The organism is Salinisphaera japonica YTM-1 (assembly GCF_003788585.1).
GTDB lineage: Bacteria > Pseudomonadota > Gammaproteobacteria > Nevskiales > Salinisphaeraceae > Salinisphaera > Salinisphaera japonica.
The window spans coordinates 1-26,082 of record NZ_AYKG01000029.1 but is presented as its reverse complement, the minus strand read 5'-3'; the positions used below and the strand labels follow the sequence as shown (position 1 = coordinate 26,082).

Sequence of the window (26,082 nt, the reverse complement as noted above, 5' to 3'; positions counted from 1 at the left end):
GCCCATGCCTATCAAACTGGCCATCATCGGCGCCGGCAAGATCGCCACCGACGAACATCTACCAGCCATCGATGCCGGAAACACGTTCGAGCTCGTCGCACTCGTCGATCCCAATCTCGATACGGATGCGACAACGACACCGGCCACGTTCGCCTCGTTGGACGCATTGGCGACCAGCGAGATTGCCATCGATGCCGTGACGCTGGCCGTGCCGCCACAGATCCGTCATACCGTAGCCACGCAGGCCATCGCGGCCGGCTGGCACGTGATGCTCGAAAAACCGCCGGGCATCACGCTGACCGAGGTGATCGATCTGGGGCAGCGCGCCGAACGCGCCGGCGTGGTGTTGTATGCCAGCTGGCATTCGCGGCATGCTCCGGGAATCGAGGCCGCCCGGCAGGCACTGGCCGGGCGCCGTATCCAGCGCATCGATATCGACTGGCGCGAGGATGTGACGGTAACGCACCCGGGCCAGGCCTGGATCTGGCAGGCCGGCGGGCTGGGCGTGTTCGATCCCGGCATCAATGCGTTCTCGATCTTGACGGCACTTGTCGATACGCCCGTACGAGCCACGCGTGCGCATCTGGATATGCCCAGCAACTGTGATGCGCCGATCGCCGCCGAGCTGGCCTTCGTCACGGGCGACGACATCCCGATCGCGGCCGTTTTCGATTTCCGTCATACCGGCGCCCCCGGCTGGACGATCGATATCCAGACCGATGCCGGCCCTGTCCAGCTTGGCGATGGCGGTGCGCAACTGCACGTGGATGACCAGCTCGTGGTGGATGCCACCAAGGACGAATACGCCGGCGTTTACGCACGCTATGCCCGCTGTATCGAAAACATGCGTTCAGATTGCGATATCGCGCCCTTTAGACTCGTCGCCGATGTCTTTCTCATTGGCACTCGCGGCGTAGTGGACGCTTTTTACGAATAACGGCACGCTAAGGTATCCCTGATTCGAGCACCCGCATGTCCGAAACCTTGACCGAAACGCCGCGCCCGGCACTGGCCGTCACCCGGGAACCGTTCGGCCAGATGCCCGACGGCACCCCGATCTGGCGCTACCGGATGACCAATCGTTGCCGTATGACGGTAGAGCTTGTCACCTACGGTGCGCGTATCCACGCCGTCCACGTGCCGGACATGCACGGCAACAGCGAAGACATCACCCTGGGCTTTGATTCGCTGGACGGTTATCTCGGCGAAAACGATGCCTACTTCGGTGCCACGATCGGGCGCTATGCCAACCGGATCGGCGGCGCGCGTGTCGATGTCAACGGCACGGCGCACGAGCTTTCGGCCAATGAAGGCGCCAACACGTTGCATGGTGGCCAGCACGGGTTCGACAGCTGTGTCTGGGCATCAGAATCGTTCGATGCCGGCAGCACCGTGGGCGTGGAGATGACCTATTTCTCGCCCGACGGCGAGATGGGCTTTCCCGGCAACCTGGCGGTCACCGTGCGCTATACGCTGGACGATGCCAACCGCCTGCGCCTGCACTACTCGGCCGTCTGTGACCGGGCCACGCCGGTGAACCTGACCAACCACGTCTATTTCAACCTGGCCGGGGCCGGCATGCCGAGCGTGCTGGAGCACGTGGCCACGCTCAACGCCAGCCGCTTCACCCCGGTAAACGAGGCGATGATTCCGACCGGCGCCCTGGAATCGGTGGCCTACACGCCGCTGGATTTCATGCGGCCGCGGCGTATCGGCGATGCAATCGATGACGATCACGAGCAGCTCATCCGCGCCGGGGGCTATGACCATAACTGGGTGCTGGATACCGAAGGCGATATCGCCCGTCTGGCGGCCCGCGTGATCGAGCCGGAATCCGGCCGCGGGCTGGAGATGTTCACCACCGAGCCCGGTGTGCAGTTTTATACCGGCAATAATCTACCGGGCGGTTTCGTGGCCAAGAACGACAAGACCTATCCGCCGCGCTCGGGTTTTTGCCTGGAAGCCCAACGGTTTCCCGACGCTCCCAATCAGGCGGATTTCCCGAACACGATCCTGAGCCCGGGCGAAAAATACAGCCAGACCACGATCTATCGCTTTTTGCCTGACCTGCCGCCGGCTAATACGTTTCTCGACGGCCCGTGATCGTCTTGATACGGCGCAGCCGCAATGAGTGGGCCAGCACGAACACGCTCGACAGGCTCATGGCCCCGGCCGCAATGGCCGGGTTCAACAGCCAGCCCGTCCACGGATAGAACAGCCCGGCCGCCAGCGGTATGAGGGCTGCGTTGTAGCCATAGGCCCAGACGAAGTTGCCACGAATGGTGCGCATCGTGGCCCGGGCCATTCGGCGCGCGTTCAATACGCCGTCCAGTGCGGCCCGCATCAAGACGATATCCCCGGCCTCGATGGCGATATCCGTACCCGTGCCGATCGCGATGCCAACATCGGCTCGGGCCAGGGCCGGTGCATCGTTGATGCCGTCGCCCACGAAGGCCACACGATGTGCGTCTTGCTGCAAAGCGGCGATTTCATTGGCCTTGTCGGCGGGCCGTACGTCGGCGATGACGCGCGTTATGCCCAGCTCGGCCGCGATGGCCTGCGCCGTGGCGCGTTGATCGCCGGTGAGCATGGCCACGTACAAGCCGGCGGCCTGAAGTGCCGTCACCACATCGCGCGCCTCGGCACGTACCGGGTCAGCCACGGCGACAAGCCCGGCAAACTGGCCGTCGATAGCCACATAAAGTGGCGTGCGCGCTTGTGCGGCCAGACGATTGGCCTCGGCCGGCCAGGGACCGATATCGATGCCCAGATGCGTCATGTAGGCCGCCGAGCCGATGGCGACCAACGCGCCAGCCACCTGCCCGCGTATACCCTGCCCGGTTTCTATTTCGACATCATCCACCGCGGCAAGCCGCAGGCCGCGATCTTCGGCCGCCGCCATGATCGCCGCGCCCAGCGGATGCTCGCTGCGGGTCTCCAGTGCGGCGATACGCGCGAGCATATCGTCTTCATCGCGGCCTGCCGCACATTGGATATCGGTCACCGCGGGTCGGCCCTGGGTGAGCGTGCCTGTCTTGTCGAAAACCACGGTATCCACTTGGGACAATGCCTCGATGGCGGTGCCGCGACGAAACAGCACGCCCAGGCGCGCGGCCCGGCCGGTGCCCACCATGATCGCCGTGGGCGTGGCCAGGCCCATGGCACAGGGGCAGGCGATGAGCAGCACGGCCACCGCAGCCACGAACGCATGCGAGAGCACCGGCGCCGGGCCAAGCAACGCCCACCCGATGAACGTGGCCGCCGCGATCCCCATCACCACCGGCACGAACACGCCGGCGATCCGATCGGCGATCGCCTGGATGGCCGGTTTTTCGGCCTGGGCGTCTTCGACCAGCCGAATGATGCGCGCCAGCGTGGTGTCATCGCCGACGTGCGTGACCGTGGCTTCGAGCGTGCCGGTCTGGTTGATCGTCCCGGCAATCAGCGTATCGGCGCCGTGCTTGGCGACGGCCATCGGCTCGCCAGAGATCATCGATTCATCGACCGTGGAGCGCCCGGCCACGATGCAGGCATCCACCGGCACTCGCTCGCCGGGGCGTATCAGCACCCGGTCCTCGACCTTGATGCCATCGATCGTGATCTCTTGCCAGGCCTCGTGCTGCCATATCCGCGCCGTACGTGCCTGTAACGCCAGCAGCCCGCGTACTGCCTGCGAGGTCTGCCCCTTGGCCACGGCCTCCAACCAACGGCCCAACAGAATCAAGGTCACGATCATGGCTGCCGCATCGAAATATGCATGGGCCGTGCCGGGCGGGAACAGCCCGGGCACGAGCCATACCGCCAGCGAATACAGAAATGCGGCGTTCGAGCCGATCAGCACCAGACTGTTCATGCCCGGCGCACCATGGGCCAGCTCCTTGAAGCCCGTGCGATAGAAGCGCTGCCCGGCCCAGAACTGTATCGGTAGAACCAGCAATAGCTGGATCGTCAGCCAAGTGGCCGGCGAGGCGATCGTCGCCAGCGCTGTGCCGATACCGGGCAGCATCTGCCCCATGGCGATCACGAACACGCCGACCGTGAAAGGCGCGGCAATCAACACATCGCGCTTGAGGGCCGCGGCTTCGTCGTGGCCGCTGGCCGGCTCATCCGCAGGCGCGCGCTGTGGCACCGTGGCGGTATAGCCGGTCGCCTCGATCTGCGACACGATATCGGCGGTATCAATCGCGCCCGAAATATAGGCGATATCGGCGCGGCCGGTCGCCAGATTCACCGTGGCACGTCGTATGCCCGGTGTTTTCGCAAGCGCTCTTTCGACCCGCGCTACACAGCCGCCGCAGTGCATGCCCCCCACATCAAGCCGCAGCGCTGCCGCTTGCGGGTGATACCCCGCGGCCGCCACGGCTTCAAACACGCCGCACGCTCGCGTGGCATCGTCAACGACGACGGCGGCCTTCTCGGTCGCCAGGTTCACCGAGCTCGATACGACACCGGCCGCCTTTGCGATCTTCTTCTCGACCCGTGCTGCGCAGGCGCCGCACATGAGCCCATCGATACCGAACTCGAGCGTGGTCGTCTCGGACATATCGGCGCGCTCAGCGATACTTCAATACGTCCATCAACTCGGCAACGATCGCATCGTCATCGCCGCGCTCATGGGCCGTGACCACATGGTGCTTCAAGTGACCGCGCAGGATCGTGTCCGAGGTCTTGGCCAGGCCGCCCTGCACCGCCTTGATCTGCTTGAGTGCGTCCACGCAATAGACATCGTCGCGCTCCAGCATGCGCACGATGCCCTCGACGTGCCCACGGATCGAGCGCAGCCGGGCCAACGCGTCGCGACGAATCGCCGGGTCGATGGCCAGCGCGTCGCAGCATCCCGGCGTGTCGTGCGCGTCACTCATTGGGCAACGCTTGCGGTATAGCCTTCGGCCTCGACGGCGGCCAAGAGCACGTCGCTGTCGGGGTTGCCTTCGATCTCAGCCGTGCCATCGGCCAGGCTCACGTCGGTGACCTGTACCACGCCGTCGACGTCGGTCAGCGCCTCGCGTACAGCGGCCACACAGTGTTCACAGGTCATGCCGTCTATTTTGAGTTTCATTGTTTGCCTCTTTAATTTACACCCCACCGGGGGTGGGGTGCGGTCAAGGTACGCCGTGATCTGCAAAGCCGTCAAATTCCTGGCGTGGGCTTTATCCGGTCTGCACGCGGCGGGGCAATCGTGCTATCAAACACGCTCTCATCCAGGCGTTTACAAGGACCGTTTATGTCGCTCACCCCGGAAGTCGCCGGCGTTGTCGCCAAGATGCGCGAAGCCGCGATCTCGTTCGAGGATCTGGGCCTGGCCGATGCGCGCCAGTTTTATATCGACACGCTGGCCGCCAGCGGTGGCGAGCCGGTGCCCATGGCCACAGTCAGCGATCACGAGATCGCCCTGGAGGGCCGCACGATCGGTGCGCGGCGCTACCGGCCCGAGGCATTGGCCGCGGGCGCGGCCCCCACGCTGGTCTATTTCCACGGCGGCGGCTGGGTGCTGGGCGATCTGGAATCCCATGATCGCGTCTGTCGCCAACTGGCCGAGCGCGCGGGCTGTCAGGTGGTCGCCGTGGATTATCGCCTGGCGCCGGAGTATTGCTTGCCGGCATCGTCCGAAGACGCGATCGCGGCCTACGGCTATCTTGTCGAGCACGCCGCGGATTTCGAGATCGATGCCCAGCGCATCGCCGTCGGCGGCGACAGCGCGGGCGGGCATTTATCGGCCGTGGTGGCGCTGGCCGCGCGGGATGCCGGCTGGCCGCTCGCGCTGCAGGTGCTCATCTACCCGGCCACCGATCTGCGAGAGGCCGCGGCCAAGTACCCGTCGAAAGGCCGCAATGCCAATTTCCCGCCGCTGACGGCGGAATTGATGGCCTGGTTCGGCGCCCGCAGCGTGGATGCCAACACCGACCCGTTGGACTGGCGCGTTTCGCCGATTCTGGCTGAAACGCTGGAGGGCACCGCCCCCGCGCTTGTCCTCACCGCCGGGGCCGATGTGCTCATGGATGAAGGCGTGCTTTATGCCGCGCGCCTGCGAGATGACGATATCGAGGTTGACCATGCCCACTACCCGGGCGTAATTCACGGCTTTATCGAGATGCATGCCTGGCTGGCGGCCACCGGCAACGCCATGGACCGGATCGCGGCGGCGCTGCGTCAGCATTTGGCCATCACCGGCTGATACCGGTTCAAAAGATAACTTGAAGCGGGCGCCGGACGATCGCCCGTGTGCGGGAGACACGCGATGAAGACCATCGGCCTGTTGGGCGGGACGAGCTGGGCCTCGACGATCGATTATTATCGCGATCTCAACGAGCGTACCCAGGCGTATTACGGTGCCCCGCACTCGGCCCCGCTCATTCTCAAGAGTATCGATTAAGCGCCGCTTGTATCGCGCTACGAGACCGATTGGGCCGAGGCACGGCGGCTGTTTGCCGACGAACTGGCAGGGCTCGCGGCCCTGCGCCCGGACTGCCTCGTTATCTGTTGTAACACCCTGCACCGTGCGCTGGACGAGCTGGATCGCAGCGCACTCCCTGACCTGCCGGTGATTCATATGGTCGATGAAACTGCTCGCGTGGCGCGATCGGCCGGGCACCGGAACGTGTTGTTGTTAGGTACCCGCTTCACCATGGAAAACGGCTATTACGCCGGCCGGCTCGGCACGGCCGGGCTCGACGTCGTCATCCCCGATGCCGATGAGCGAGAAACGATTCAGGCGTTTCAGGAACAGGCCAGCCAGGGCATCACGCCGCCCGACGCCGCGGCTTGGTTTGCGGCTCTTTGGGCGCGTTATCCCGAATGCGAGGCCGCGGTACTGGCCTGCACCGAACTACCCGGCCTGATTGATGCCGATACCGCCCCGCTTGCCCTGCTCGATCCGCTAAAGATTCAGTGCGCGGCGGCTTTTGGATTCGCTATCGGCTAGGGCGTGTCGTCATAGGATATGCCGTCGCATTGCCCGTGCCGGGCGTGTCAGGCAAGGCGCGGGCCGCCGAGCGTGGCCAGCCACGGTCAAGGCCCGTAACGCCGCATGGCGCGTCCGGCGCGAGCAACCCGAATGGGCCGGTGGCCAAGCCCCGGCAATCCTGCGTTATCGCCCGTTTACGTGGAATAACCACGCTGCACCTGCGATGCCTTGTCTTGCCACGGCTTGGCCGCCGGTGCGCCGGCTTATCTTATGACGACACGCCCTAGTTCACCATTCGGCGAAACTGCCGTCGGCGTGGCGCCAGATCGGGTTGCGCCAGCGATGGCCGATCTCGGCCCGCTCGCGTACGTAGTTTTCGTCGATCTCCACGCCCAGGCCCGGCCCGTCAGGGATAGCCACATAGCCGTCGTTGTAGGCAAAGACGTCGGGATTCTTGATGTAGTCCAGGATATCGTTGCCCTGGTTGTAGTGAATCCCCAGCGATTGTTCTTGAATGAAGGCGTTATAGCAGACGGCGTCGAGCTGCAGGTTGACCGCCAGCGCGATCGGCCCCAGCGGACAATGCAGGGCCACGGCGACATCGTAGGCCTCGGCCATCGCTGCGATCTTGCGGGTTTCGGTGATGCCGCCCGAATGCGAGGGGTCGGGCTGGATGATATCGACATAGCCGCCTTCGAGGATCGGCTTGAAATCCCAGCGCGAGTAAAGCCGCTCACCGAGGGCGATCGGCGTACTGGTCAGCGCCGCCAGCTCGGGCAGCGCCTCGCGGTTTTCCGATAGCACAGGCTCTTCGATGAACATCAGCTTATAGGGTTCCAGCTCGCGCATGAGGACCTTGGCCATGGGCTTGTGCACCCGGCCATGAAAATCCACGCCGATTCCGAAATGCGGCCCGCAGGCCTCGCGGATGGCTGCGACGTTATCCAGCACGCTATCGACCTTGGCGTGGCTGTCGACGAACTGCATCTCTTCCGAGGCGTTCATCTTGATCGCGGTAAAACCCAGATCCGCGCGTTCCTTGGCCATGGCCGCCGTATCGCCCGGCCGGTCGCCGCCGATCCAGGAATAGACCTTGATCGAATCACGCAGCCGTCCGCCCAGCAGCTCGTGGACCGGCACGCCGAGTGCCTTGCCCTTGATATCCCACAGCGCCTGATCGATACCGGCCAGGGCACTCATGTGAATAGGTCCGCCGCGATAAAAGCCGCCGCGATAGAGCACGGTCCAGTGATCCTCGATACGCCGCGGATCAGTACCGATCAGATAATCAGCCAGCTCCTCGACCATGGCGGCCACCGAATGCGCCCGGCCCTCCACGACCGGCTCGCCCCAGCCGACAATGCCCTCATCGGTAGAGATCTTCAGGAGACACCAGCGCGGCGGGACGATGAAGGTTTCGAGCTGTGTGATCTTCATGCGGTTATCGCTCCTTTGAATACAGGCATTCATCCGCAGATGGACGCAGATTACGCAGATGTGGGCTTGGTGGTCTTTTGAAGATTACGGCTGAACGACGAAATAGCGGTTTGGTTTACACCGAGAACGATGATCCAAACACCGCTCATTATGATTTCTCTATCCTTTCCCATTCGGCGAGACGCACGGCATGCGCATACAGCCGTCATCCGCGCGAAACGCCAAGTCCACATCTGCGTTCATCTGCGTCCATCGGCGGATTGTTTTGTTTTTCGCGGCGTTCATTCGCGGACGGTTGTCTAAAGCGCTGAACGAAGCCCGGCAAAGGCGTTGGCAAAAGCCTGGGCGTTGGCAGCCACGGTGTCGGCGTCCATGCCGGCCTTGTAGAGCGCGGAGCCCAGGCCGAAGCCGGTGGCGCCGGCCGTCATGTAGGGCTGCATGGTATCCGGCGATATGCCGCCCACCGGCATCAAGGGCACGTGGTGCGGCACCACGGCGCGCCAGGCCTTGACGATGGCCGGCGTGATCGCCTCCGCGGGAAAGAGCTTCAAGGCGTCGGCGCCGGCATCCAGCGCGGCAAAGCCCTCGGTGGGCGTGGCCACACCGGGCGCGCTGAACAACCCGGCGGCCTTGGCGGCCTCGATCACCGAGGGCTTCATGTTGGGCGAAACGATCAGCCGGCCGCCGACCGCGCCCACGGAGGTCACGTCATCGGTGCTGAGCACCGTACCCGCGCCCACGACCGCCGACTCGCCCAAGTGCGTGGCGAGGCGTTCGATGCTATCCAACGGCTCGGGCGAGTTCAGCGGGATTTCGATCACGCGAAAACCCGCCGCGACCAGGGCATCGCCCACGTCGATGACCTCATCCGGCTGGATACCGCGCAGGATCGCGATCAACGGCAGATCGGTCAGATAATCGTTCAATGTCATAGCTGTTCCTTGGCCAGAAGACCGGCCTGTTCCGCGATCCGCCATAGACCGTGGCGGGCAGCATCTTCGATGATTCGTGCGGGCGCGCGATCGAAATGCCCCAGCGCGCGCTGGTAGCGTGCGCATAGATCGGCATCACCGATGAGACAGATCGGTATCTTGTGATCATCGTGGCCCAGCGCGCTGCGCAATTCCTCGCCGATCAAAAGCCCGGACAGATACGCCGTGGTATCGGCGGCCGACAATTCACCGGCCAGCCACCGGCTACGCGCGGAGAACAAGGCGCGCATGCCGCCGGTCTCACCCGTATCGCGCGCTGTGGCCACACCCAGATCGAAGGCCGCCGGGTCGGGCGTCTCCGCGCATGCCTGTGCCGGGCGGCCGAGAATCGAGTGGGCGGTAAGCAGCGCGTACAGCTCACCGGTCATATAAGTGGCGAACGTGCCAAGACGACCGTCTTCGACCGTAATCCATTTGCTGTGCGTGCCGGGCGTGATGAGCCGGGCCGAGGCGGCAAGCGTTGGATCCAGCGCCAGCGCGCCGAGACTCTGGGTTTCTTCACCGCGCATGACGTCGGCAAGCCGCCCCGCGGCCGGAGCCTGCATCACGCCGGGCACAATATGAAACGCACCGGCCTCGGTATCGATGACCGCCAACCGCTCGGCCAGCGAGGCCGGGGCAGCCGGTGTTTCGATATAAGGCACCTCGTGCCAGCCGCCCTGGCTGCCGATCATGCCGCAGGCGATCGCCGGACATCGGCCGTGGGCCCTGACCCAGTCGTGCACCAAGGCGTGATACGTGCCTGCAAAATCGCTGTTTGCCACCTGCATGAGGCCTTGATCACTGCGGCGCGCGTCCAGCACCTGGCCGTCGGCATCGAGCAACCAGGCACGCAGTGACGAGGTGCCCCAGTCCACGGCGATCAGGGCCGCCGGCGATGTGTGATTATCTGTCATACGAAACGAAGTCTAAGCCATTTCGTCTCTGGTGACGGGCACAAAAAAGCCGGCGAGGACCCCGCCGGCTCGTTGGCTCATGCCGCGCCGTTACTCGCCGCGGGGGAAGCGCTGGGCTTCCTCGACCTCGTTGAGGTCCATGTGGTTACGCATGTAGCGCTGGGACGCATCCTGCAACGGCTGGTGATCCCACGGGTAGTAATGGCCGTTGCGCAGGGCTTCATAAACGATCAAGCGCCGCGCCTGGGACTCGCGCACGTCGGCGTCGAAGCCGTCCATATCCCAACGATTGCGCACTTTGGCCTGATACTGAGCCAGCACCTCGGCGTACGCGGAGTCGCCCGCCAGGTTGGTGGTCTCGCCCGGATCGGCTTCCAGATCAAACAGCTGCGGCGGATCGATCTCGCAGTGGTTGAACTTGTACTTGCCCTCGCGGATGGTCACCAACGGCGCATACGTGCCCTCAGCGGCGTATTCCATGTAAACCGGGGCATCGCGGGTCTCGCCCTTGGCCAGCGGCACCAGCGACTGACCGTCGGTCCAGGGTTCGATATCGGCCAGGTCGATACCCACGATATCGGCCAGCGTGGCGTTGATATCGATGGTGGACACCGGCGCATCGACATTGGCCTGCGACAGACCGGGCGCTGCGAGCATCAAGGGCACGCGCGAGCTGCCCTCGTACGGGCTCATCTTGAACCACAGGCCCTTCTCGCCAATCATGTCGCCGTGGTCAGAGCAGACCACGATGATCGTGTTGTCGGCCATGCGCGTACGGTCCAGCACATCCAGAATGCCGCCGATCTTGTCGTCGACATAAGAGATGTTGGCGAAATAGCCCTGGCGGGCGTTACGCACGTCCTGGGGCTGGATATCGAACTTGGTGTAGTCGTTGGCCTCGAACACGCGCTGGCTGTGCGGGTCCAGATCATCAAAGGCCACTGCGCCCTGCGTGGGCTCGAGCTGGTCACAGTCGTTGTACAGATCCCAGAACTTGCGACGGGCCACGTATGGGTCGTGCGGGTGAGTGAAACTCACACACAACGCCCAGGGCCGTTCGTCGTGGCCGCGCGACAGATCGAAGAGTTTCTGCTCGGCCTGGAAGGCCACGTCGTCGTCGTATTCCATCTGGTTGGAAATTTCAGCCACGCCGGCCCCGGTGACCGAGCCCAGGTTGTGATACCACCAGTCGATACGCTCACCGGGCTTGCGATAATCCGGCGTCCAGCCGAAATCGGCCGGATAGACATCTGTCGTCAGCCGCGACTCGAAGCCGTGCAGCTGGTCGGGGCCAACGAAATGCATCTTGCCCGACAGACAGGTTTCATAGCCGGCGCGGCGTAGATGATGAGCCCAGGTCGGGATCGAGGACTGGAACTCCGCGGCGTTGTCGTACACACCCGTGCGACTGGGCAGCTGGCCGGACATGAAGGCCGCCCGCCCCGGCGCACAGAGATAGCTAGGCGTATAGGCGTTGTTGAAGTTCACCGCGCGCTTGGCGAGTTTTTTCAGGTTCGGCGCATGCAGAAAATCTGCCGGGCCGTTCTCGAACAGCGTGCCGTTGAGCTGGTCAGCCATCAGCACCAGCACATTGGGTTTGTCGGCCATGACGTCGGTCCACGAGTTGGGTTAACGAGCGCGAATCATGCGTGTGCCACCCCGCCCGCGACAAGCCGCGATGATTCAGATTACCGTCGAGGCGCGCTTGTGACCGGCTCGAACCCGGCGCGATGCGTGAGCCAGCGCGCAAGTGGCGGCCCGATGAGTGTGACCGCCAGAAAACGGGCCAGCTGCATGGCCATGACATACGCCACATCGACATGCGTTGTACTGGCGATGATGCCCACCGTATCGGCCCCGCCGGGGCTCGTCGCCAGGAATGCCGTCAACGGATCGACATCGGCAAACACCACGAGCAGGCCGGCAATGCCGGCACAGACCACAATCAACAACACGATCGATGCCAGCACCGCCGGCAATGCCTTGATGGCATAGCGCACTGTCTCGCGCGTGAAACGCAGCCCAATGCCCCAGCCCACGACCATGAAGCTAATCGCGAATATTGATGCCGGCAACGTGAGCGTCAGCCCGCCGATATCCTGCGCAACGGCCCCCGCCACCAGGGCAACGATCAGCGCACCGGCTGGAAACCGCCACCAACGCGCGACTAGCCAACAGGCCAGCCCCAGACCGATCGTAAGCGCCAGCGCCGTCGTATCCAGGGCCACGAACCAATGCGCGAACATCGAGCTTTCCTGTGCCGGCACGCCCACCCAAGCCGCCACCAATGACGCCGAGGACACGACCAGCACCACGCGTAGATACTGCATGAAGGCGACCAGGCGCTCATCGGCGCCGTAGGCCTGGGACATCAGCGTCATAGCCACGGCGGCACCGGGTGACGTGCCCCAGATCGCCGTGGGCCCGGGCAGAATCTGACGCGCGGCCAACCACCAGCCCAGCGCGAAGCTCACCCCAATCACCGACAGCACGCCGGCGGCGAACACCGGCCATTCCAGCGCGATCTCGCCCAGCAGATCGGTGGTGATGCTGCGCGCGATCATCAGCCCGATCACGACCTGGGCCAGCTGGAACATGCCGGGCGGCACCGAAAGTGGCGTGCCGGCCAGCGCGAAGGCCACCGCCACGATCATCGGCCCGAGCAGGAACCCCGCCGGCAGGCCCGCCGCTGAAATACCAAGGCCCGCCGCGGCCGATACGATAACGAAGACAACGAAGGCCCCGACGGTGCGGACACTTGGCCTCATGAACACTCGCTCACCAGCCGATAAAAACGTCGCGCCAGATCAAACAAACAGCGCATCCGGTCAAACATCATGACAGGCACGCGGCATACTTCGTTTTTCACCGATCCATCGTCAAAGCCGTGAATACAGACATCATTCTAACCTGTGCCGTTACCGGCGCCGGTGATACCCCGCCCAAGAACCCCAACGTGCCGGTTACCCCGCGTGCCATCGCCGACGACTGTGTGGCCGCAGCCCGCGCCGGCGCCTCGATCGCCCACGTGCATGTCCGCGATCCGGAAACCGGCGCGCATCGCCACGACACCGCCTATTTCGCCGAAATCGTCGACCGCGTACGCGATTCGGATACCGATATCGTGCTCAACTTCACCGCCGGCGGCGGCGGGGACCTGATCCCGGAACTGATCGGCACCGCCGACGACGATCGCCAGATTCGGGCCGCGGCCGGCTCTGACCTGCAAACACCCTCCGAGCGCCACGCACCGATCGGCGAACTATTGCCCGAAATCTGCACGCTGGACTGTGGCTCCCTGAACTTCGGCAACGCGGTGTATCTGAACACCGCCGACTGGCTGCGCGAGCACGCAGCCCTCGTGCGTGATGCCGGCGTCAAGCCCGAGCTGGAATGCTTCGACCTGGGCCATGTCTGGTTCGCCCGCCAGCTCATCGACGAAGGGCTGATCGCCGGTGATCCGTTGTTCCAGCTGTGCCTGGGCATTCCCTGGGGCGCCGAGGCCGATCCGGCCACCCTGCTGGCCATGCGCGACAAGCTGCCGGTCAACGCCCACTGGGCCGCCTTTGCCATCGGGCGCATGCAGATGCCCATGGTCGCCCAGGCGATGATCGCGGGCGGGCATTGCCGCGTTGGCCTGGAAGACAATCTCTATCTTTCGCGCGGGGTGAAAGCCGACAACGCCGAGCTGGTGGCCAAGGCCGTGGACATCATTCAGGCGCTGGGCGGTGATGTCGCCACCCCGGCAGCCACCCGCGAAACACTTGGCCTTCGAGGTGCCCCGTGAACACACAAACCGATCAATCCGTCATCACGCCCGAACACGTTGCCATCGTCGGCGGCGGCGTTATCGGCTGCGGCTGGGCCGTGCGGTCACTGGCCGCCGGCGCCCGTGTCACGGTCTTCGATACCGATGTGGCCACCGCCGAGCGTCGCCTGAAACAGGCCATCGATATCGCCTGGCCGTCGATGGAAAAACGTGGCCTGGCCGCGACCGCCGATAACACCGCTTGGCGCGTGACCGATGACCTGGCCGACGCGCTGGCCGGTGCCGATCTGGTCCAGGAGAACGTGCCCGAGCGCACGGCACTCAAACAACACGTGCTGGCCGAGATCGATGCGCTGGTGCCTAAAGACGTGCTGATCGGCTCATCAACCTCCGGCATCAAGCCGAGCGAGCTGGCCGAACAGGCCACGCGTGCACCGGGGCGTATCGTGGTGGCGCATCCGTTCAACCCGGTCTATCTCTTGCCGTTGGTTGAGATCGTGGGCAACACGGCCACCGACGAGGCGACGATCGAACAGGCCCGCGCGCACTATCGCGGTCTGGGCATGAAACCGCTCGTGGTGCGCGCCGAAATCGAGGGTCATATCGCCGATCGGCTGATGGAAGCGCTCTGGCGCGAAGCCCTACACTTGGTCAACGACGGCGTGGCCACAACTGAAGAGATCGATGCCGCCGTGGTTTATGGCGCCGGGCTGCGCTGGTCGCTCATGGGCACGTTCTTGACCTTTCACATGGCCGGCGGCGAACAAGGCATGCGCCACATGCTCGAACAGTTCGGCCCGGCGCTGAAACTGCCCTGGACCAAGCTCGAAGCGCCCGAACTCACCGATACGCTGATCGAGCGCGTGGTCGCCGGCTGTGAGCACCAGGCGGCCGGTCGCACCGTGGCCCAGCTCGAAGACCGTCGCGATGCGTTTCTCACCGATCTGCTGAACCTGGTCGAGCGCTACTGGCCGGAGTCCGAAGGCTTGGCTGGACGAATCTAGGGGCTGTTGCCGTTTCGTACGAGCGCCGCGTTGGCGCCCAAAATCTGGCCAGGCAAGGCGCGAGCCGCGGCTCTGGCTGTGCCACGATCAAGGTGAGCCAGCGGCATGGCCAGATTTTGGTCCCAACCCTTCGGGACAAGCGCTGTTTTGCGGCAATACAGCGTTCTAGCCCACTGGCGCAGAATGACTGCGCGGCGTGGGCTACGCCTCGTCTTGCCGTAAAACAGCGCTTGGCGCGGACTCGTACGAAACGGCAACAGCCCCTAGGCGTCTTAGACGTTTCTGTTTTCCGGGGATTTGAGATCCCCGTTTATTGCCTGCAAGGACAATCCATATGGGTCAGCTGATATACGACACCCGCGTGGCCAGTGCCTGGGTCGACTACAACCAGCACATGAACGACGCCGAATATGCGCGAGTCTTCTCCTATGCCGTGGATGCCTTCTGGGACGCGCTCGGCCTGGGCGATGCCGAGCGCGACACCGTGGGCGTGACCACCTTCACGCTCGAGTCGCACGTCTGTTTTCTGGCCGAATGCGTCGAAGATGAAGCCCTGCGCGTCACGCTCGACGTTCTCGATCGCGATGCCAAACGCTTTCATCTGTTCTTCTCGCTCTATCGCGCCGACGACACGTTGGCCGCCACCAGCGAACAGATGCTCATGGCAATCGACCCGGCCACGCATCGTGGGACCGCGTTTCCTGAGGCTGTTTCGCGAGCTGCCGATGCTTATGGGCAGGTTGAGCGGTCGGATTGGCCGTCGCAGGCGGGGCGACAGATTGGCATTCGGCGGAAAGCTGGTTAGAACGCTTCCGGGAATGGCTTGAGCGCCGGCAGGGGCGCTAAGTTTCTGAGTCGAAACGCTCACGAGCTGCTTTAGGCGGGCGTTTTCGCACTGCTGTGCGAGCCACTTTTATCCGCTTGTCCAAATTAAAGTAGCCAAAACAAAGGACCCCGTCCTCGGCGCCGGCTTCGCCGGTCCACTCCGATGCTCACGTCAACGGGACGCACAAAAACCTACATCGCTTTCGCGATGCTTAAACATCTCTGTGCGCCGGACACCCGCCGCCGCTCCGCGTCTCCGTCACCTCAGCAACGGACGGAATACAGCACGGGCGGCCTGGGATCGAGAGTTGGGCCAAAGCCATCGGCGTTTGCCGGGCGTCCTGGAACGACTCCCTACCTACCGCGCCGCGCCTGTATTCGCAGTCCCTTCAGAGCCGGCGCAGACGCGTAAGTTGCATGGGTGTCTGGCGCACCGCGCCAGCGCGGCCAGTTGTCTGAGCATCGCCAAAGCGATGCGAGTTCTGGCCGTGTCCCAGGCAACCTGTGCGGCTGCGCGTACCCGCGTAGCGGGCGGATATGTAGGGGGTCCTTTCCTTTGGTCAGGCGGTTTCAAGCATCAAGTGCAACACTCGCCTTGTCTGGGGCTTGGAAGCAGTACTCGAAGAAGACTTCAGCGGGCGTGCGAAACGCCAGGGTGGCGCGAGGCCGGGTATTCATCTCCCAGGCGATCGCATCGAGTTCGCGCTGCGAGTAGATACTCAGATCGCTGCCTTTGGGCAGGTACTGGCGCAGCAAGCCGTTGGTGTTTTCGCAGATGCCGCGCTGCCACGGGCTGTGCGGATCGGCGAAGTAGATCGATAGCCCCGTGCTCTGGGCCAGTTCGGCATGCAAGGCCATTTCCTTGCCCTGGTCATAGGTCAGCGTCTGGCGCATCTCCACCGGCAAGGGCGCGAACGCCTGGCTGAAGCCAGCCAGCGCGGCCTGCGCTGAGGCGCCTTCCATGCGTACGATCATCAAAAACAGCGTCCGACGATCGACCAGCACGGCCCACTGGGCTGCGGTTGGCAGCGCCTCGGATCAGATCGCCTTCCCAGTGGCCGGGAAGCAGCCGTTCATCTGCGGCCGGCGGGCGCAGATGAATACTCGGCAGATCGCGCATCTGCCCGCGTCGGTCGGTGCCCCGACTGCGCGGTCGGCGCCGAGCGCGGCCTTGGCGCAGCAGGCGCGTCAATTCCCGACGCAGCGTGCCGCGCGGCATGGCGTAGATGGCGGTATAGATCGTTTCGTGCGACACACTTTTCAGTCTGCCCGCGATCTGCTGCGGCGACCACTTGAGCTGTAACAGGCGTGCGACCTCGGCCCAGAGCGGGCCGTGTCGATCCAGCTTGCGCACGACATGTCGCTTGCGGCGTAGGCGCCGTGCGCGCGCACCGGCATGCCGCGCATCGTAACCGGGCAGGCGCACCGGTCGTCCCATGACGGGCGTGCGCCGACCAAGCTGATCGCCGTTACGACGCAACTCGCGCAGGATCGTGCTCGGGGCGCGAATCAATATTCGTGCGATCTCACGAACGCCTGCCCCTTGGCAGCGCAAGGCCATAATCGTGCCGCGCTCTTCGGCACCCAGATGCTCATAATGATTGCCCATCTCCAACCTCCGTGCGTGCTGTTGCACTTCAGATTAGAGACCGCCTCACTTTCGTTTGGACAAGCAAACGAAAGTGACTCGCGCTACAGCGCGAAACCGGCGTTCAAAGCAATCTCGAAAGCGTTCCAACTCGCGAAGTCAGAGCGCCCTGAGCCAGGTTGAAGTGTGCACGAAACGATCAGGCGTAATCCGCCGCCATATCATTCGTGATCTTCAAATCCTTCTTCGTATGCTTGGCGATCGGCCCGGCGACGGCTTTTTCGACCTTGCCGCCGATCAAGGGAATCGAGGCGTCGATCTCGTAGGCCAGCGTCATGCGCGACCCGCTGCCCTGGTTTTCCAAGTGCATGTCGGCATGAATGGCCACGGGCGCTTTTTCGATATCGATATCGATGCGGCCGCGGGCCTGGTCGAGCTGCCAGGCGTCGGTCTGCTTGAGATACAGGCTGTCGCCGAGGCGGCTCTTGATGAAGTCGGGGAAGCTCATGCGTGAGGCATCAAGCGCGTGGCGCACGGTGATGGAGAACTTGTCGCCTTCGGCATTGGTGTCTAGCACTTCGGGCGCGTCGCCGCCCATCCGTTCGTATTTCTTCAGGTAGTAATCCTTGTCGCCGAACATCTTGAGGATGGTCTCGGCGGGATAATCGAAATCGAAGGTTTCCTCGAACTTCATACGTCGTCCTTTGAAGCTTCAGATCCGGCGTCCGGCCGGATGCGTCCGTGTTCTTGATAGAGATAGTGCGCGAGCATGTCGTGGGCGTTGTATTCGGCATCGAGTACCGACATGAGCACGAACACGCCACCCAGCCGGCGATGCAGAAATACGATTTCACGCGGCGGGATACGGAACCAGCGCGAGATGGCAGCATCCTGTACCGCCCGCGAGACGCGCCAGAACAGATCCGACTCGCCCCATTTGTACTGGTGATCCGCGGTGGCGAATTCGGCCGGGGGTTCTTTCGTGAACGGCTCGATGATCAGCATGCCCACCTTGGCGAAGTCATCGAAGACCTGCTGCGGTGAGTCGCGGCGTAGCAGGCTGATACCGATCGCCCCGTCGATGAGTTTGTCCTGATCGTATTCGAAGGCACCGGCCACGGTGTCGTAATAGGCGCCCAGAAAACGCGGCGCGAACTCACGCGTGGCACCGAAATCCAGCAGCACGAACTTGTCGTCGTCGCCGGCCTCGTCCACGCGAATCTTGTAGTTGCCGAAGTGCGGATCGGTCTGGACGATGCCCCAATCAAAGAACTCGAGAAAAAACAGCTCCAGCGCGGCGCCGCCGAGACGATTACGCCGGGGCTGGGCCAACGCCTTCACGGCCTCGCTCTGGACGTGGCTGGCGGCCTCGAACGAGGTGACCAGCACGGTCTCGGTCGAGTATTCGGGGAAGACCTCGGGCACGACATAACGATCGTCGTGGGCCAGACGCTCGCCGAACTCGCGCGTCATGCGCAGCTCGCGGTCGTAATCGACCTCGCGATAGATCATCTCGCGCACTTCTTCCATGATCGCGTTGAGCTCGATGCCCTTGGGCACGAGCCGCGCCAGGCGCACGATATTGGTCAGGGTGCGGATATCCGAATCGATGGCATCGGCCAGCTGTGGATACTGGATCTTGATGCACAGCTCGCGCCCGTCGGATTTGCGCCGTGCGCGATGCACCTGGCCCAGCGAGGCTGCCGCCAGCGGCTCTTCGTCGATCTCGAGCTCGGCCAGGCGCTCGGCGCCCAGACGTTCGCGCACGACCGGGGCCAGATCGTCCCAGGCCACCGGCGGGCTGTCGTCCTGCAGGCTGCGCAGCACTTCAATGGCTTCCGGCGGCATGAAGTACTGGCCATAGACCGAGAGCATCTGGCCCACCTTCATGACGCTGCCCTTCAGCTGGCCGAGCTCGTCGGCCAGGAACTGGGCCTGGCGCACGTAGAACTCGCGGTTACGGGCCTCACGATCGGACTTGTTGCGAAACAGGTTACCGAACGTGTGCGTGGCGTACGACGCACCGGCCATCACGCCCATCCGGGCCATCGCGGCATTGCGATCGAACGAGCCGGTCTTGAGTTTGAGCGGCTTGCGCTTGTCGCTCTTGGAGTTATTCGCCATGGCGTGTGCTAGCTGTCGGCATATCACGAAGTCTAGCAGTTAGTATGCGCAAGACCATCCGAACAATCACCGGCGGGCGAAAACAAAAAAGGCCCGATCTTCGACCGGGCCTTTTCTCCGACAATCGGGCGATTGCCGGTGCACGTCAACCAAGCATCGTGCGGGCCGATGAATACGAGGATTCATCAGTGTCTGGTGGCCATGGCTGGAATTGAACCAGCGACACCAGCATTATGAATGCTGTGCTCTAACCCCTGAGCTACATGGCCTTGGAAAGCGCGAGATTATGTTCGCCCGAGGCTTTTTCGTCAAGGCGAATCTGGCAATTCATTACAGTGATCAGACGTTGAAGCGAAAGTGCACGACATCGCCTTCGGCCATGATGTATTCCTTGCCTTCCAGACGTTGCTTGCCGGCTTCCTTGGCGCCTTTTTCACCGCCCAGATCGACATAGGTATCGTATTCGATGACTTCGGCACGAATGAAACCCCGCTCGAAATCGGTATGGATCACCCCGGCGGCCTGGGGCGCGGTCGACCCGGTGCGCACGGTCCATGCGCGCACTTCCTGCGGGCCGGCGGTGAAGAAGGTCTGTAGGCCAAGTAAGGCATAGCCGGCACGGATCACACGGTTCAGGCCGGGCTCGGCCAGACCCAGATCGGCCAGGAATTCGTTCTTGTCGTCGCCTTCCAGCTGGGCCAGCTCGCCCTCGAGCGCCGCACAGACCGGCACGACGCGGGCATTCTGTGCCTCGGCGTGTTCGTGGATACGATCCAGCAGCGGGTTGTTCTCAAAGCCCGATTCATCGACATTGGCAACGAACAGGGCCGGTTTGGCCGTAATCAGGTGCAGCTCACGCAGTGCCAGCTGCTCGTCTTCGGACAGCGTCATCGCCCGAACGGGCGCGCCCGTGTCCAGATGATCGCGCACACGCTCGAACAGTTCGACGTTGCGCTTGGCGGCCTTCTCGCCGGATTTGGCTGCCTTGGCCGCGCGTTCGGCTGCACGCGTCACGGTCGTCAGATCCGCCAGTGCAAGCTCGGTATCGATCGTTTCGACATCAGCAATCGGATCGACACGGCCGGCCACGTGCATCACGTCGTCGTTTTCAAAACAACGCACCACGTGGAGAATGGCATCGGTCTCGCGGATATTGGCAAGAAACTGGTTGCCCAGCCCTTCACCGGTTGATGCCCCGGCGACAAGCCCGGCGATATCCACGAACTCGATGTTCGTGGGCAGCACCTTGGCCGGCTTGACGATCGCGGCCAGCTTGTCCAGCCGTGGATCCGGCACGGGCACCACACCCACATTGGGATCGATCGTGCAGAACGGATAATTCTCGGCCGGGATCTCGGCCGCCGTGAGCGCGTTGAACAACGTTGATTTGCCGACGTTCGGCAAACCGACGATACCGATCTGAAGCGCCATGGCCTGACCTCTTGATGATTGCGCTGGCCCACAGCACGCGGGCAGCGATACTGTTTAGGGCTTGCGCGAGTTGAGTTGTTGCGCGCCGCGCATCCAGCCACTGGCCAGCGCGGTTTCCACGGCTTCAATGGCCGCATCGATGGCTTGGTCTATAGCGATGCCATCGTCCCGCGACGGCTTGCCCAGCACATGGGACAACACGCCGGCACTGCTGCCGGGATGCCCGATACCGATACGCAGCCGACGATAGCCCGGGCCGATCACGCGATGCGTATCGCGCAGGCCGTTATGCCCCCCGTGGCCGCCGCCGTCTTTCAGACGAGCCGTGCCGGGGCCCAGATCGAGCTCGTCGTGCACGACCAGAATCTCGGCCGGCTCGATCTTGTGAAACGCGGCGAGCGGCTGGATTGCCTGGCCGCTGGCGTTCATGAACGTCATGGGCTTGAGCAACCAGACAGTGTCCTCACCGCGGCCGGCACGCGCCAGATCGCCCTTGAATTTCTTCTCGGACGAAAAACCGGCGCGCCAACGCTCGGCAAGCCGGTCGATGAACCAGAAGCCGGCGTTATGACGATCGCCGGCATGGTCGGCCCCCGGATTGCCCAGTGCCACGATCGCGCGCAAGCGCTCACTCATCTTGCGGCTCGCTCAAGCGTTGACAAGCGCGTGACGCTTACTTGTCCTCGTCCTCGCCGTCCGAGTCGCCGTCGTCGGCACTTTCGCTGTCTTCGCCTTCGGCTTCCTCGGCAGCAGCGGCCTCGGCCTCGGCTTCTTCTTCGGCCTCGAGCTCGACCGCGGCACGCGGAATCTGGACGGTGACCACGGTCTGGTCGTTCTGCTCGTCTTCGTCGCCCATCAGGTCGACGATCTGCACGCCGGCCGGAACGACCAGGTTAGACAGATGCACCGAATCGTTCAGGTTGAGCTTGGAGCAGTCGACCTCGATGTACTCGGGCAGATCACGCGGCAGGCACTCGATCTCGACATCGTTCATGTTGTGCGAGATCACGCCGTCTTCGTCGACCACGCCCGGCGAGACTTCTTCACCGATGAAGTGCAGCGGGATGCTCATGCGCAGGGCTTCGCCGGCCACGATGCGCAGGAAATCCGCGTGCTCGATGAACGGCTTGGCCGGATGACGCTGGAGCGCACGCAGCACGGCTTCTTCGGTCTCGCCACCTTCGACGTTGATCTTGATGATGTGCGAAAAGAACGCCTCGTTGTCCAGATGATGGTTGAGGTCGTTATGGTTGAACGACACCATCTTGGGATCGCCGTTACCGCCGTAGATGATGGCCGGCACGCGGCCTGTCTTGCGCAGGCGCTTGTTCTCGGCACGGCCGGTGGACTGACGTTTCTCGGCGTTGAGCTCGAAGGCTTCCATAGTCTGGCTCCAGCTGGCTATGAGGCCGCCGGGAATTGCTCCGCGGCCGCGGTTTGAAGGTGTTCATGGCACTCGGCCATTCGGGCCGAGGGCGTTAAAAGACCGCGTAGTATACGCGTTTGATCGGGTTTTGCACGAACTGGGCGCTCATCGACGCTCGCCTTGCTATGCGTCCTTGTACAGCGTCGACACCGATTCTTCCGCACTCACGCGACGAATCGTTTCCGCCAGCAAGGCCGCGATATGCAGCTGGCGGATCTTGCCACAGGCCGCGGCATCGCCGGACAGCGGAATGGTGTCGGTGACCACCAGCTCGTCGAGACGCGAGTTGCGGATGTTTTCGACCGCCTTGCCCGAGAGCACGGGGTGCGTGACATAGGCCCGCACTTTGGTCGCGCCCTGATTCTTCAAGGCGTCGGCCGCAGCACACAGCGTGCCGGCGGTATCGACCAGATCATCGACCATGATGCAGCTCTTGCCGTTCACGTCGCCGATGATGTTCATGATCTTGGCTTCGTTGGCCCGCGGCCGGCGCTTGTCGATGATGGCCAGATCAGCCTCGTCGAGGCGCTTGGCCAGCGCGCGGGCGCGCACCACCCCGCCCACGTCCGGCGAGACGACGACGAGATTGTCATCCCGTTGCTTCTGGCGCCAGATATCGCCCAGCAACACCGGCGAGGCATAGACGTTGTCCACGGGCATGTCGAAAAAGCCCTGGATCTGGTCGGCGTGCAGATCGACGGTGAGCACCCGATCGGTGCCGACCGTGCCGAGCAGACTGGCCGCCACCTTGGCCGAAATCGGCACGCGCGCACTGCGCGGACGCCGATCCTGGCGGGCATAGCCGAAGTACGGCACGACGGCCGTGATGCGACCTGCCGATGCGCGATGCAGGGCATCGATCATCATCAACAGTTCCATCAGATTGTCATTGGTGGGCTGGCAGGTCGACTGGACCACGAACACGTCGCGCCCGCGAACGTTTTCCTCGATCTCGACCTGGCATTCGCCATCCGAGAAACAGCCCACGGTCGCCTTGCCGATCGGCAGCTTCAGATAGCCCGCAACATCACGCGCCAATGCCGGGTTGGCATTGCCGGTAAAGACCATCAATCGGGTATCCGCCATGGGAAACTGTCGGTTGGGGAATTGGCCATGATGCCCAAGGCGCGTCTGCGCTCGGGCATCAAATTGATTTGGCTGGGGCGGCAGGGATCGAACCTGCGCATGACGGGATCAAAACCCGTTGCCTTACCGCTTGGCTACGCCCCAATTAAGAGTCGCGTATTCTCTTTGCAACGCCTTGATGTGTCAATTCACCGCAACCGGTTTTTCGGTCGTGGCGCCGGGCAGATCAAACCATCGATCGACGACCAGCCGGATCCGGGTCTCGTTGTTGTCGAGCACGATCTTTCGGGGCAGCGCGGTCGGCGCCCCTGCCGGCGTGGTGTAGGCCTCATAAGACACGCGCCAGCCGTCCTGTGTGATCGACTGCAGGCGCCCGTCTTCATCGACCGAGATACGCGCATAGTCGCCCGGTGCCGGCAGACCACGTGCCCAGTAACGCAGCGGCGCCAACGGAAACGACCAACCCAGCGTGCGCTCGACCAGCACATCGGGCTGACGGGTGACCAAATGCTCGCCCTTGTCGGTATCGATAGTGACTTGATCGAGCGTGCCCTGAGCACGCATGCCGCCGGCACCCAGTGGCCCGGCGAGGCGCACGTCGAAATGCTCGCCGCGCTCACGCCAGCTCAGATTGCCCGTCCAGCCCAGCAACTGGCCGGTGGCCACCCGGCCCTGGAGCGACCAGGTCGTGAAATCCGTCAGTTCGGCGCGATGCGCCTGCCAGGCGGTGGCGTTGGCGATCCCGGCCGTACGCTGATCGGGCTTAGTGATGACCGCACAGCCAGGCAGAACAGCCGCCACGGCGATGATGACGGCAACAATGTTGATGAGTCGTTTCATGAGCGATGCGTTTTCAAGGTCTGTTTCAGGTCGGCGTCGTCCGGGTGGGCGGCCAACGCCTCCTGCCAGATCTGGCGCGCGGCCTCGTGATCCCCCTGGGCCCAGCGCACTTCACCCAGATGACGGGCAATTTCAGGGTGGCCCGCACTTTCATACGCCCGCTCGAGATGACGACGCGCGGCGGCCAGATCGCCCTGTTTGTACTCCACCCAGCCCAGGCTATCGAGCATGGAGGCATCCTCGGGCTGTTGCTTTAAGGCGCGACGAATCAGTTTTTCGGCCCGGGCATAATCACTCGAATGATTGGTCAGTAGATAACCGAGCGCGTTCAGCGCCATCGCGTTGTCCGGCTCGATCTTCAATATCTGGTCGAGATCGGCCCGGGCGGCATCGATATCGCCCATCGATTCGTGCGCCAGCGCCCGGCCGTACAACAGGTCAGGCTTGCCCGGGCGATGCGCCAGCGCCTCGTTGTACAGCGACAGTGCGCGATCCGCCTGGCCGGCGTTCGTGAGCAGTTCGGCCTTGGCCGAGAGCAGGTCGTCGGCCTTGGAGGGCGTTTGTTCGGCCAAGGCGTCCAGCGTGTTCAGGGCCGCGTCCAGCTCGCCGCTGCCGGCCTGGACGACGGCCAGACGCAGGCGCGCCTGAAACAGATAATCGCCGGCGCCGACCTGTTCGTAGCGCTGGCGCGCGGCATCAGCCGCGCCCTGCTGCTCAGCGATCCGGCCGAGATAATAGCTGGCGGCATCGCCGTGCGCAGCATCGTCGGTCAGTGCCTCGAAGGCCATGCGCGCCTTGTCCGGCTCCTCGTTGCCAAGACGCGCCAGGGCCAGCCCGAAGCGGGCATCGCTATCGCTGGGGGCCAGAGAGACCGCGGTTTCGAACTCAGACAGCCCCGCCGTATTCTTGCCGATGGACAACAGATACCGCGCCAGCCGCGCGTGATAGGTGGCCTTCTCATCGGCCGAGCCGCTCAGTGCGGCCAGCGTGTCGCGGGCGCGCGCCACATGCAGATCACGCGCTTCGATGAAGGCCGCCAGCAGGTGGGCATCGGCCCACTCGGGTGCGGCAGCGATCACCGGCGTGATCGCTTGCCGTGCCGTGGCCAACTCGTCGTAACCGAACGCCACCAGAGCCAGCGCATAGCCGGCTGCCGTCTTGTCGTCGGCGGCGGCCTGGATCTGTTTTGCCAGCGCGATGGCTGCTGCCGATTTCGCCGGTTTGCCCGACAAGAGATCGGCGATTCTCTGATACGCCTGACGCGTCTTGGCCGTCCCCGGCCCGACGGCGCGCGCGAATCGCGGTGCGAACTCGATCACGCCGTCGGCATCGTCATTGACGAAAGCAAGCTCGAGCGCGGCCTGTTGGGCGGCGATATCGTCGGCCTGGCGGGCCGCCCAGAGCTTGACCGCCGGGTAAGCCAGGTCCGGTCGGTCGGCGGTGATCGCCACCTTGGCCGTACGCTCGGCCAGATCGGTTGGCGCATCGACCGGCTGATCCACACGCGCGTTCAGCGCCAGCGCGGCCGCATATTGTTCCGCGGCCTCGCTCATGTTGTCGCGCGACAACGCCATCTCCCCGGCCAGCACGTGATAGGCGATCCGCGCGGCCGGCGCGTTCGCCGCCGTGGTCATCGATCGTTCAATGGCTGCCTGCCAGCCGGGGATACGCGCATCATCAGCGCGCAGTGCCGCCTGGCTCGGCGCGGCCACGACAGCGATGGCGAGCATCGTTGCTGTGGCCCCCAGCCGGCCGGTCCT

24 protein-coding genes, 2 tRNA genes and 2 pseudogenes are annotated in these 26,082 nt (G+C 63.7%); 9 read left to right on the top strand and 19 right to left on the bottom strand.

The window, feature by feature from the left end; all coding sequences use genetic code 11:
* Positions 1–4: 4 nt before the first annotated feature.
* Together SAJA_RS09695 and SAJA_RS09690 are read left to right on the top strand one after the other, a co-directional pair.
* Positions 5–937: a Gfo/Idh/MocA family protein gene (locus SAJA_RS09695; RefSeq protein WP_221180199.1), complete on the top strand. Its 933-nt coding sequence runs from the start codon at positions 5–7 to the stop codon at positions 935–937.
* Positions 938–972: 35 nt separating this feature from the next.
* Positions 973–2,103, top strand: a complete 1,131-nt coding sequence (locus SAJA_RS09690; RefSeq protein ID WP_123658472.1) for an aldose epimerase family protein — start codon at positions 973–975, stop codon at positions 2,101–2,103.
* Here the strand turns inward: SAJA_RS09690 and SAJA_RS09685 are convergent.
* Genes SAJA_RS09685 through SAJA_RS09675 form a run of 3 tightly spaced genes read right to left on the bottom strand, consistent with a single transcriptional unit; the run spans position 2,078 to position 5,059 of the window.
* On the bottom strand, positions 2,078–4,543 hold the full coding sequence (locus SAJA_RS09685; protein WP_123658471.1) for a heavy metal translocating P-type ATPase: 2,466 nt from the start codon (positions 4,541–4,543) through the stop codon (positions 2,078–2,080). The genes SAJA_RS09690 and SAJA_RS09685 overlap by 26 nt on opposite strands.
* 10 nt (positions 4,544–4,553) lie before the next feature.
* The gene (locus SAJA_RS09680; protein ID WP_123658470.1) at positions 4,554–4,862 is read right to left on the bottom strand and encodes a metal-sensitive transcriptional regulator; all 309 of its coding nucleotides are present in this window, start codon (positions 4,860–4,862) and stop codon (positions 4,554–4,556) included.
* The gene (locus SAJA_RS09675; protein ID WP_123658469.1) at positions 4,859–5,059 is read right to left on the bottom strand and encodes a cation transporter; all 201 of its coding nucleotides are present in this window, start codon (positions 5,057–5,059) and stop codon (positions 4,859–4,861) included. Before SAJA_RS09675 ends, SAJA_RS09680 begins: the two co-directional genes overlap by 4 nt.
* A gap of 165 nt (positions 5,060–5,224) precedes the next feature.
* Here SAJA_RS09675 and SAJA_RS09670 point away from each other — a divergent pair, with 165 nt between their 5' ends.
* From SAJA_RS09670 to SAJA_RS09665, 3 genes and pseudogenes are all read left to right on the top strand, one after another.
* Positions 5,225–6,175 carry an alpha/beta hydrolase gene (locus SAJA_RS09670; protein WP_123658468.1) on the top strand — a complete coding sequence of 317 codons (951 nt, stop codon included), beginning with the start codon at positions 5,225–5,227 and terminating at the stop codon, positions 6,173–6,175.
* Between the two features lie 63 nt (positions 6,176–6,238).
* Complete coding sequence (locus SAJA_RS15490) at positions 6,239–6,373, top strand: hypothetical protein (RefSeq protein ID WP_281272405.1); 135 nt, start codon at positions 6,239–6,241, stop codon at positions 6,371–6,373.
* Positions 6,374–6,397: 24 nt separating this feature from the next.
* Positions 6,398–6,922 (top strand): annotated as a pseudogene (locus SAJA_RS09665) (aspartate/glutamate racemase family protein); the annotation flags it as partial.
* Between the two features lie 270 nt (positions 6,923–7,192).
* On the opposite strand, the gene dgoD reads toward SAJA_RS09665, so the two are convergent.
* The 5 genes from dgoD to SAJA_RS09640 form a co-directional block, all read right to left on the bottom strand.
* Complete coding sequence (dgoD, locus tag SAJA_RS09660) at positions 7,193–8,341, bottom strand: galactonate dehydratase (protein ID WP_123658466.1); 1,149 nt, start codon at positions 8,339–8,341, stop codon at positions 7,193–7,195.
* A gap of 299 nt (positions 8,342–8,640) precedes the next feature.
* A complete protein-coding gene (locus tag SAJA_RS09655; RefSeq protein ID WP_123658465.1) occupies positions 8,641–9,273 on the bottom strand; it encodes a 2-dehydro-3-deoxy-6-phosphogalactonate aldolase in 633 nt (210 codons plus the stop codon).
* Positions 9,270–10,229: a 2-dehydro-3-deoxygalactonokinase gene (locus tag SAJA_RS09650; RefSeq protein ID WP_123658464.1), complete on the bottom strand. Its 960-nt coding sequence runs from the start codon at positions 10,227–10,229 to the stop codon at positions 9,270–9,272. The genes SAJA_RS09655 and SAJA_RS09650 overlap by 4 nt, the downstream gene beginning before the upstream one ends.
* 90 nt (positions 10,230–10,319) lie before the next feature.
* Positions 10,320–11,837: a choline-sulfatase gene (gene betC, locus SAJA_RS09645; RefSeq protein WP_123658463.1), complete on the bottom strand. Its 1,518-nt coding sequence runs from the start codon at positions 11,835–11,837 to the stop codon at positions 10,320–10,322.
* An 80-nt stretch (positions 11,838–11,917) separates the two neighbouring features.
* Positions 11,918–12,997 carry an AbrB family transcriptional regulator gene (locus tag SAJA_RS09640; protein WP_123658462.1) on the bottom strand — a complete coding sequence of 360 codons (1,080 nt, stop codon included), beginning with the start codon at positions 12,995–12,997 and terminating at the stop codon, positions 11,918–11,920.
* Between the two features lie 119 nt (positions 12,998–13,116).
* On the opposite strand from SAJA_RS09640, the gene SAJA_RS09635 reads away from it, so the two are divergent.
* The 3 genes from SAJA_RS09635 to SAJA_RS09625 all read left to right on the top strand — a co-directional run bounded on the left by SAJA_RS09635 (position 13,117) and on the right by SAJA_RS09625 (position 15,807).
* Positions 13,117–14,016 carry a beta-keto acid cleavage family enzyme gene (locus tag SAJA_RS09635; RefSeq protein ID WP_123658461.1) on the top strand — a complete coding sequence of 300 codons (900 nt, stop codon included), beginning with the start codon at positions 13,117–13,119 and terminating at the stop codon, positions 14,014–14,016.
* Positions 14,013–15,002 carry a 3-hydroxyacyl-CoA dehydrogenase NAD-binding domain-containing protein gene (locus tag SAJA_RS09630; RefSeq protein ID WP_221180198.1) on the top strand — a complete coding sequence of 330 codons (990 nt, stop codon included), beginning with the start codon at positions 14,013–14,015 and terminating at the stop codon, positions 15,000–15,002. The genes SAJA_RS09635 and SAJA_RS09630 overlap by 4 nt, the downstream gene beginning before the upstream one ends.
* A 334-nt stretch (positions 15,003–15,336) precedes the next feature.
* Positions 15,337–15,807 carry a thioesterase family protein gene (locus SAJA_RS09625; RefSeq protein WP_123658460.1) on the top strand — a complete coding sequence of 157 codons (471 nt, stop codon included), beginning with the start codon at positions 15,337–15,339 and terminating at the stop codon, positions 15,805–15,807.
* Positions 15,808–16,397: 590 nt separating this feature from the next.
* On the opposite strand, the pseudogene SAJA_RS09620 reads toward SAJA_RS09625, so the two are convergent.
* From SAJA_RS09620 to SAJA_RS09610, 3 genes and pseudogenes are all read right to left on the bottom strand, one after another.
* A pseudogene (locus SAJA_RS09620) lies at positions 16,398–17,436 on the bottom strand (IS30 family transposase).
* A gap of 178 nt (positions 17,437–17,614) precedes the next feature.
* Positions 17,615–18,109, bottom strand: coding sequence for a DUF2505 domain-containing protein (locus tag SAJA_RS09615; RefSeq protein ID WP_123658459.1), 495 nt, complete (start codon positions 18,107–18,109; stop codon positions 17,615–17,617).
* Positions 18,106–19,539 carry an ABC1 kinase family protein gene (locus SAJA_RS09610; RefSeq protein ID WP_123658458.1) on the bottom strand — a complete coding sequence of 478 codons (1,434 nt, stop codon included), beginning with the start codon at positions 19,537–19,539 and terminating at the stop codon, positions 18,106–18,108. Before SAJA_RS09610 ends, SAJA_RS09615 begins: the two co-directional genes overlap by 4 nt.
* 44 nt (positions 19,540–19,583) lie before the next feature.
* Here SAJA_RS09610 and SAJA_RS15150 point away from each other — a divergent pair, with 44 nt between their 5' ends.
* The gene (locus SAJA_RS15150; protein WP_184999837.1) at positions 19,584–19,754 is read left to right on the top strand and encodes a hypothetical protein; all 171 of its coding nucleotides are present in this window, start codon (positions 19,584–19,586) and stop codon (positions 19,752–19,754) included.
* Here the strand turns inward: SAJA_RS15150 and SAJA_RS09605 are convergent.
* The 8 genes from SAJA_RS09605 to SAJA_RS09570 form a co-directional block, all read right to left on the bottom strand.
* A tRNA-Met gene (locus SAJA_RS09605) sits at positions 19,733–19,808 on the bottom strand. The two genes, SAJA_RS15150 and SAJA_RS09605, sit on opposite strands and share 22 nt — an antisense overlap.
* A gap of 70 nt (positions 19,809–19,878) precedes the next feature.
* The gene (gene ychF / locus SAJA_RS09600; protein WP_123658457.1) at positions 19,879–20,970 is read right to left on the bottom strand and encodes a redox-regulated ATPase YchF; all 1,092 of its coding nucleotides are present in this window, start codon (positions 20,968–20,970) and stop codon (positions 19,879–19,881) included.
* A gap of 54 nt (positions 20,971–21,024) precedes the next feature.
* On the bottom strand, positions 21,025–21,606 hold the full coding sequence (gene pth / locus SAJA_RS09595) for an aminoacyl-tRNA hydrolase (protein ID WP_123658456.1): 582 nt from the start codon (positions 21,604–21,606) through the stop codon (positions 21,025–21,027).
* Between the two features lie 37 nt (positions 21,607–21,643).
* Positions 21,644–22,354: a 50S ribosomal protein L25/general stress protein Ctc gene (locus SAJA_RS09590; RefSeq protein WP_123658455.1), complete on the bottom strand. Its 711-nt coding sequence runs from the start codon at positions 22,352–22,354 to the stop codon at positions 21,644–21,646.
* A 165-nt stretch (positions 22,355–22,519) separates the two neighbouring features.
* Positions 22,520–23,482: a ribose-phosphate diphosphokinase gene (locus SAJA_RS09585; protein ID WP_184999836.1), complete on the bottom strand. Its 963-nt coding sequence runs from the start codon at positions 23,480–23,482 to the stop codon at positions 22,520–22,522.
* A gap of 69 nt (positions 23,483–23,551) precedes the next feature.
* Positions 23,552–23,626: transfer RNA gene (locus SAJA_RS09580), tRNA-Gln, on the bottom strand.
* 39 nt (positions 23,627–23,665) lie between these two features.
* Positions 23,666–24,322 carry a lipoprotein insertase outer membrane protein LolB gene (gene lolB / locus SAJA_RS09575; RefSeq protein ID WP_123658454.1) on the bottom strand — a complete coding sequence of 219 codons (657 nt, stop codon included), beginning with the start codon at positions 24,320–24,322 and terminating at the stop codon, positions 23,666–23,668.
* Positions 24,319–26,082, bottom strand: a 1,764-nt coding sequence (locus tag SAJA_RS09570) for a tetratricopeptide repeat protein (protein ID WP_221180197.1), incomplete at its 5' end; no start/stop codon positions are given. The genes lolB and SAJA_RS09570, both read right to left, overlap by 4 nt.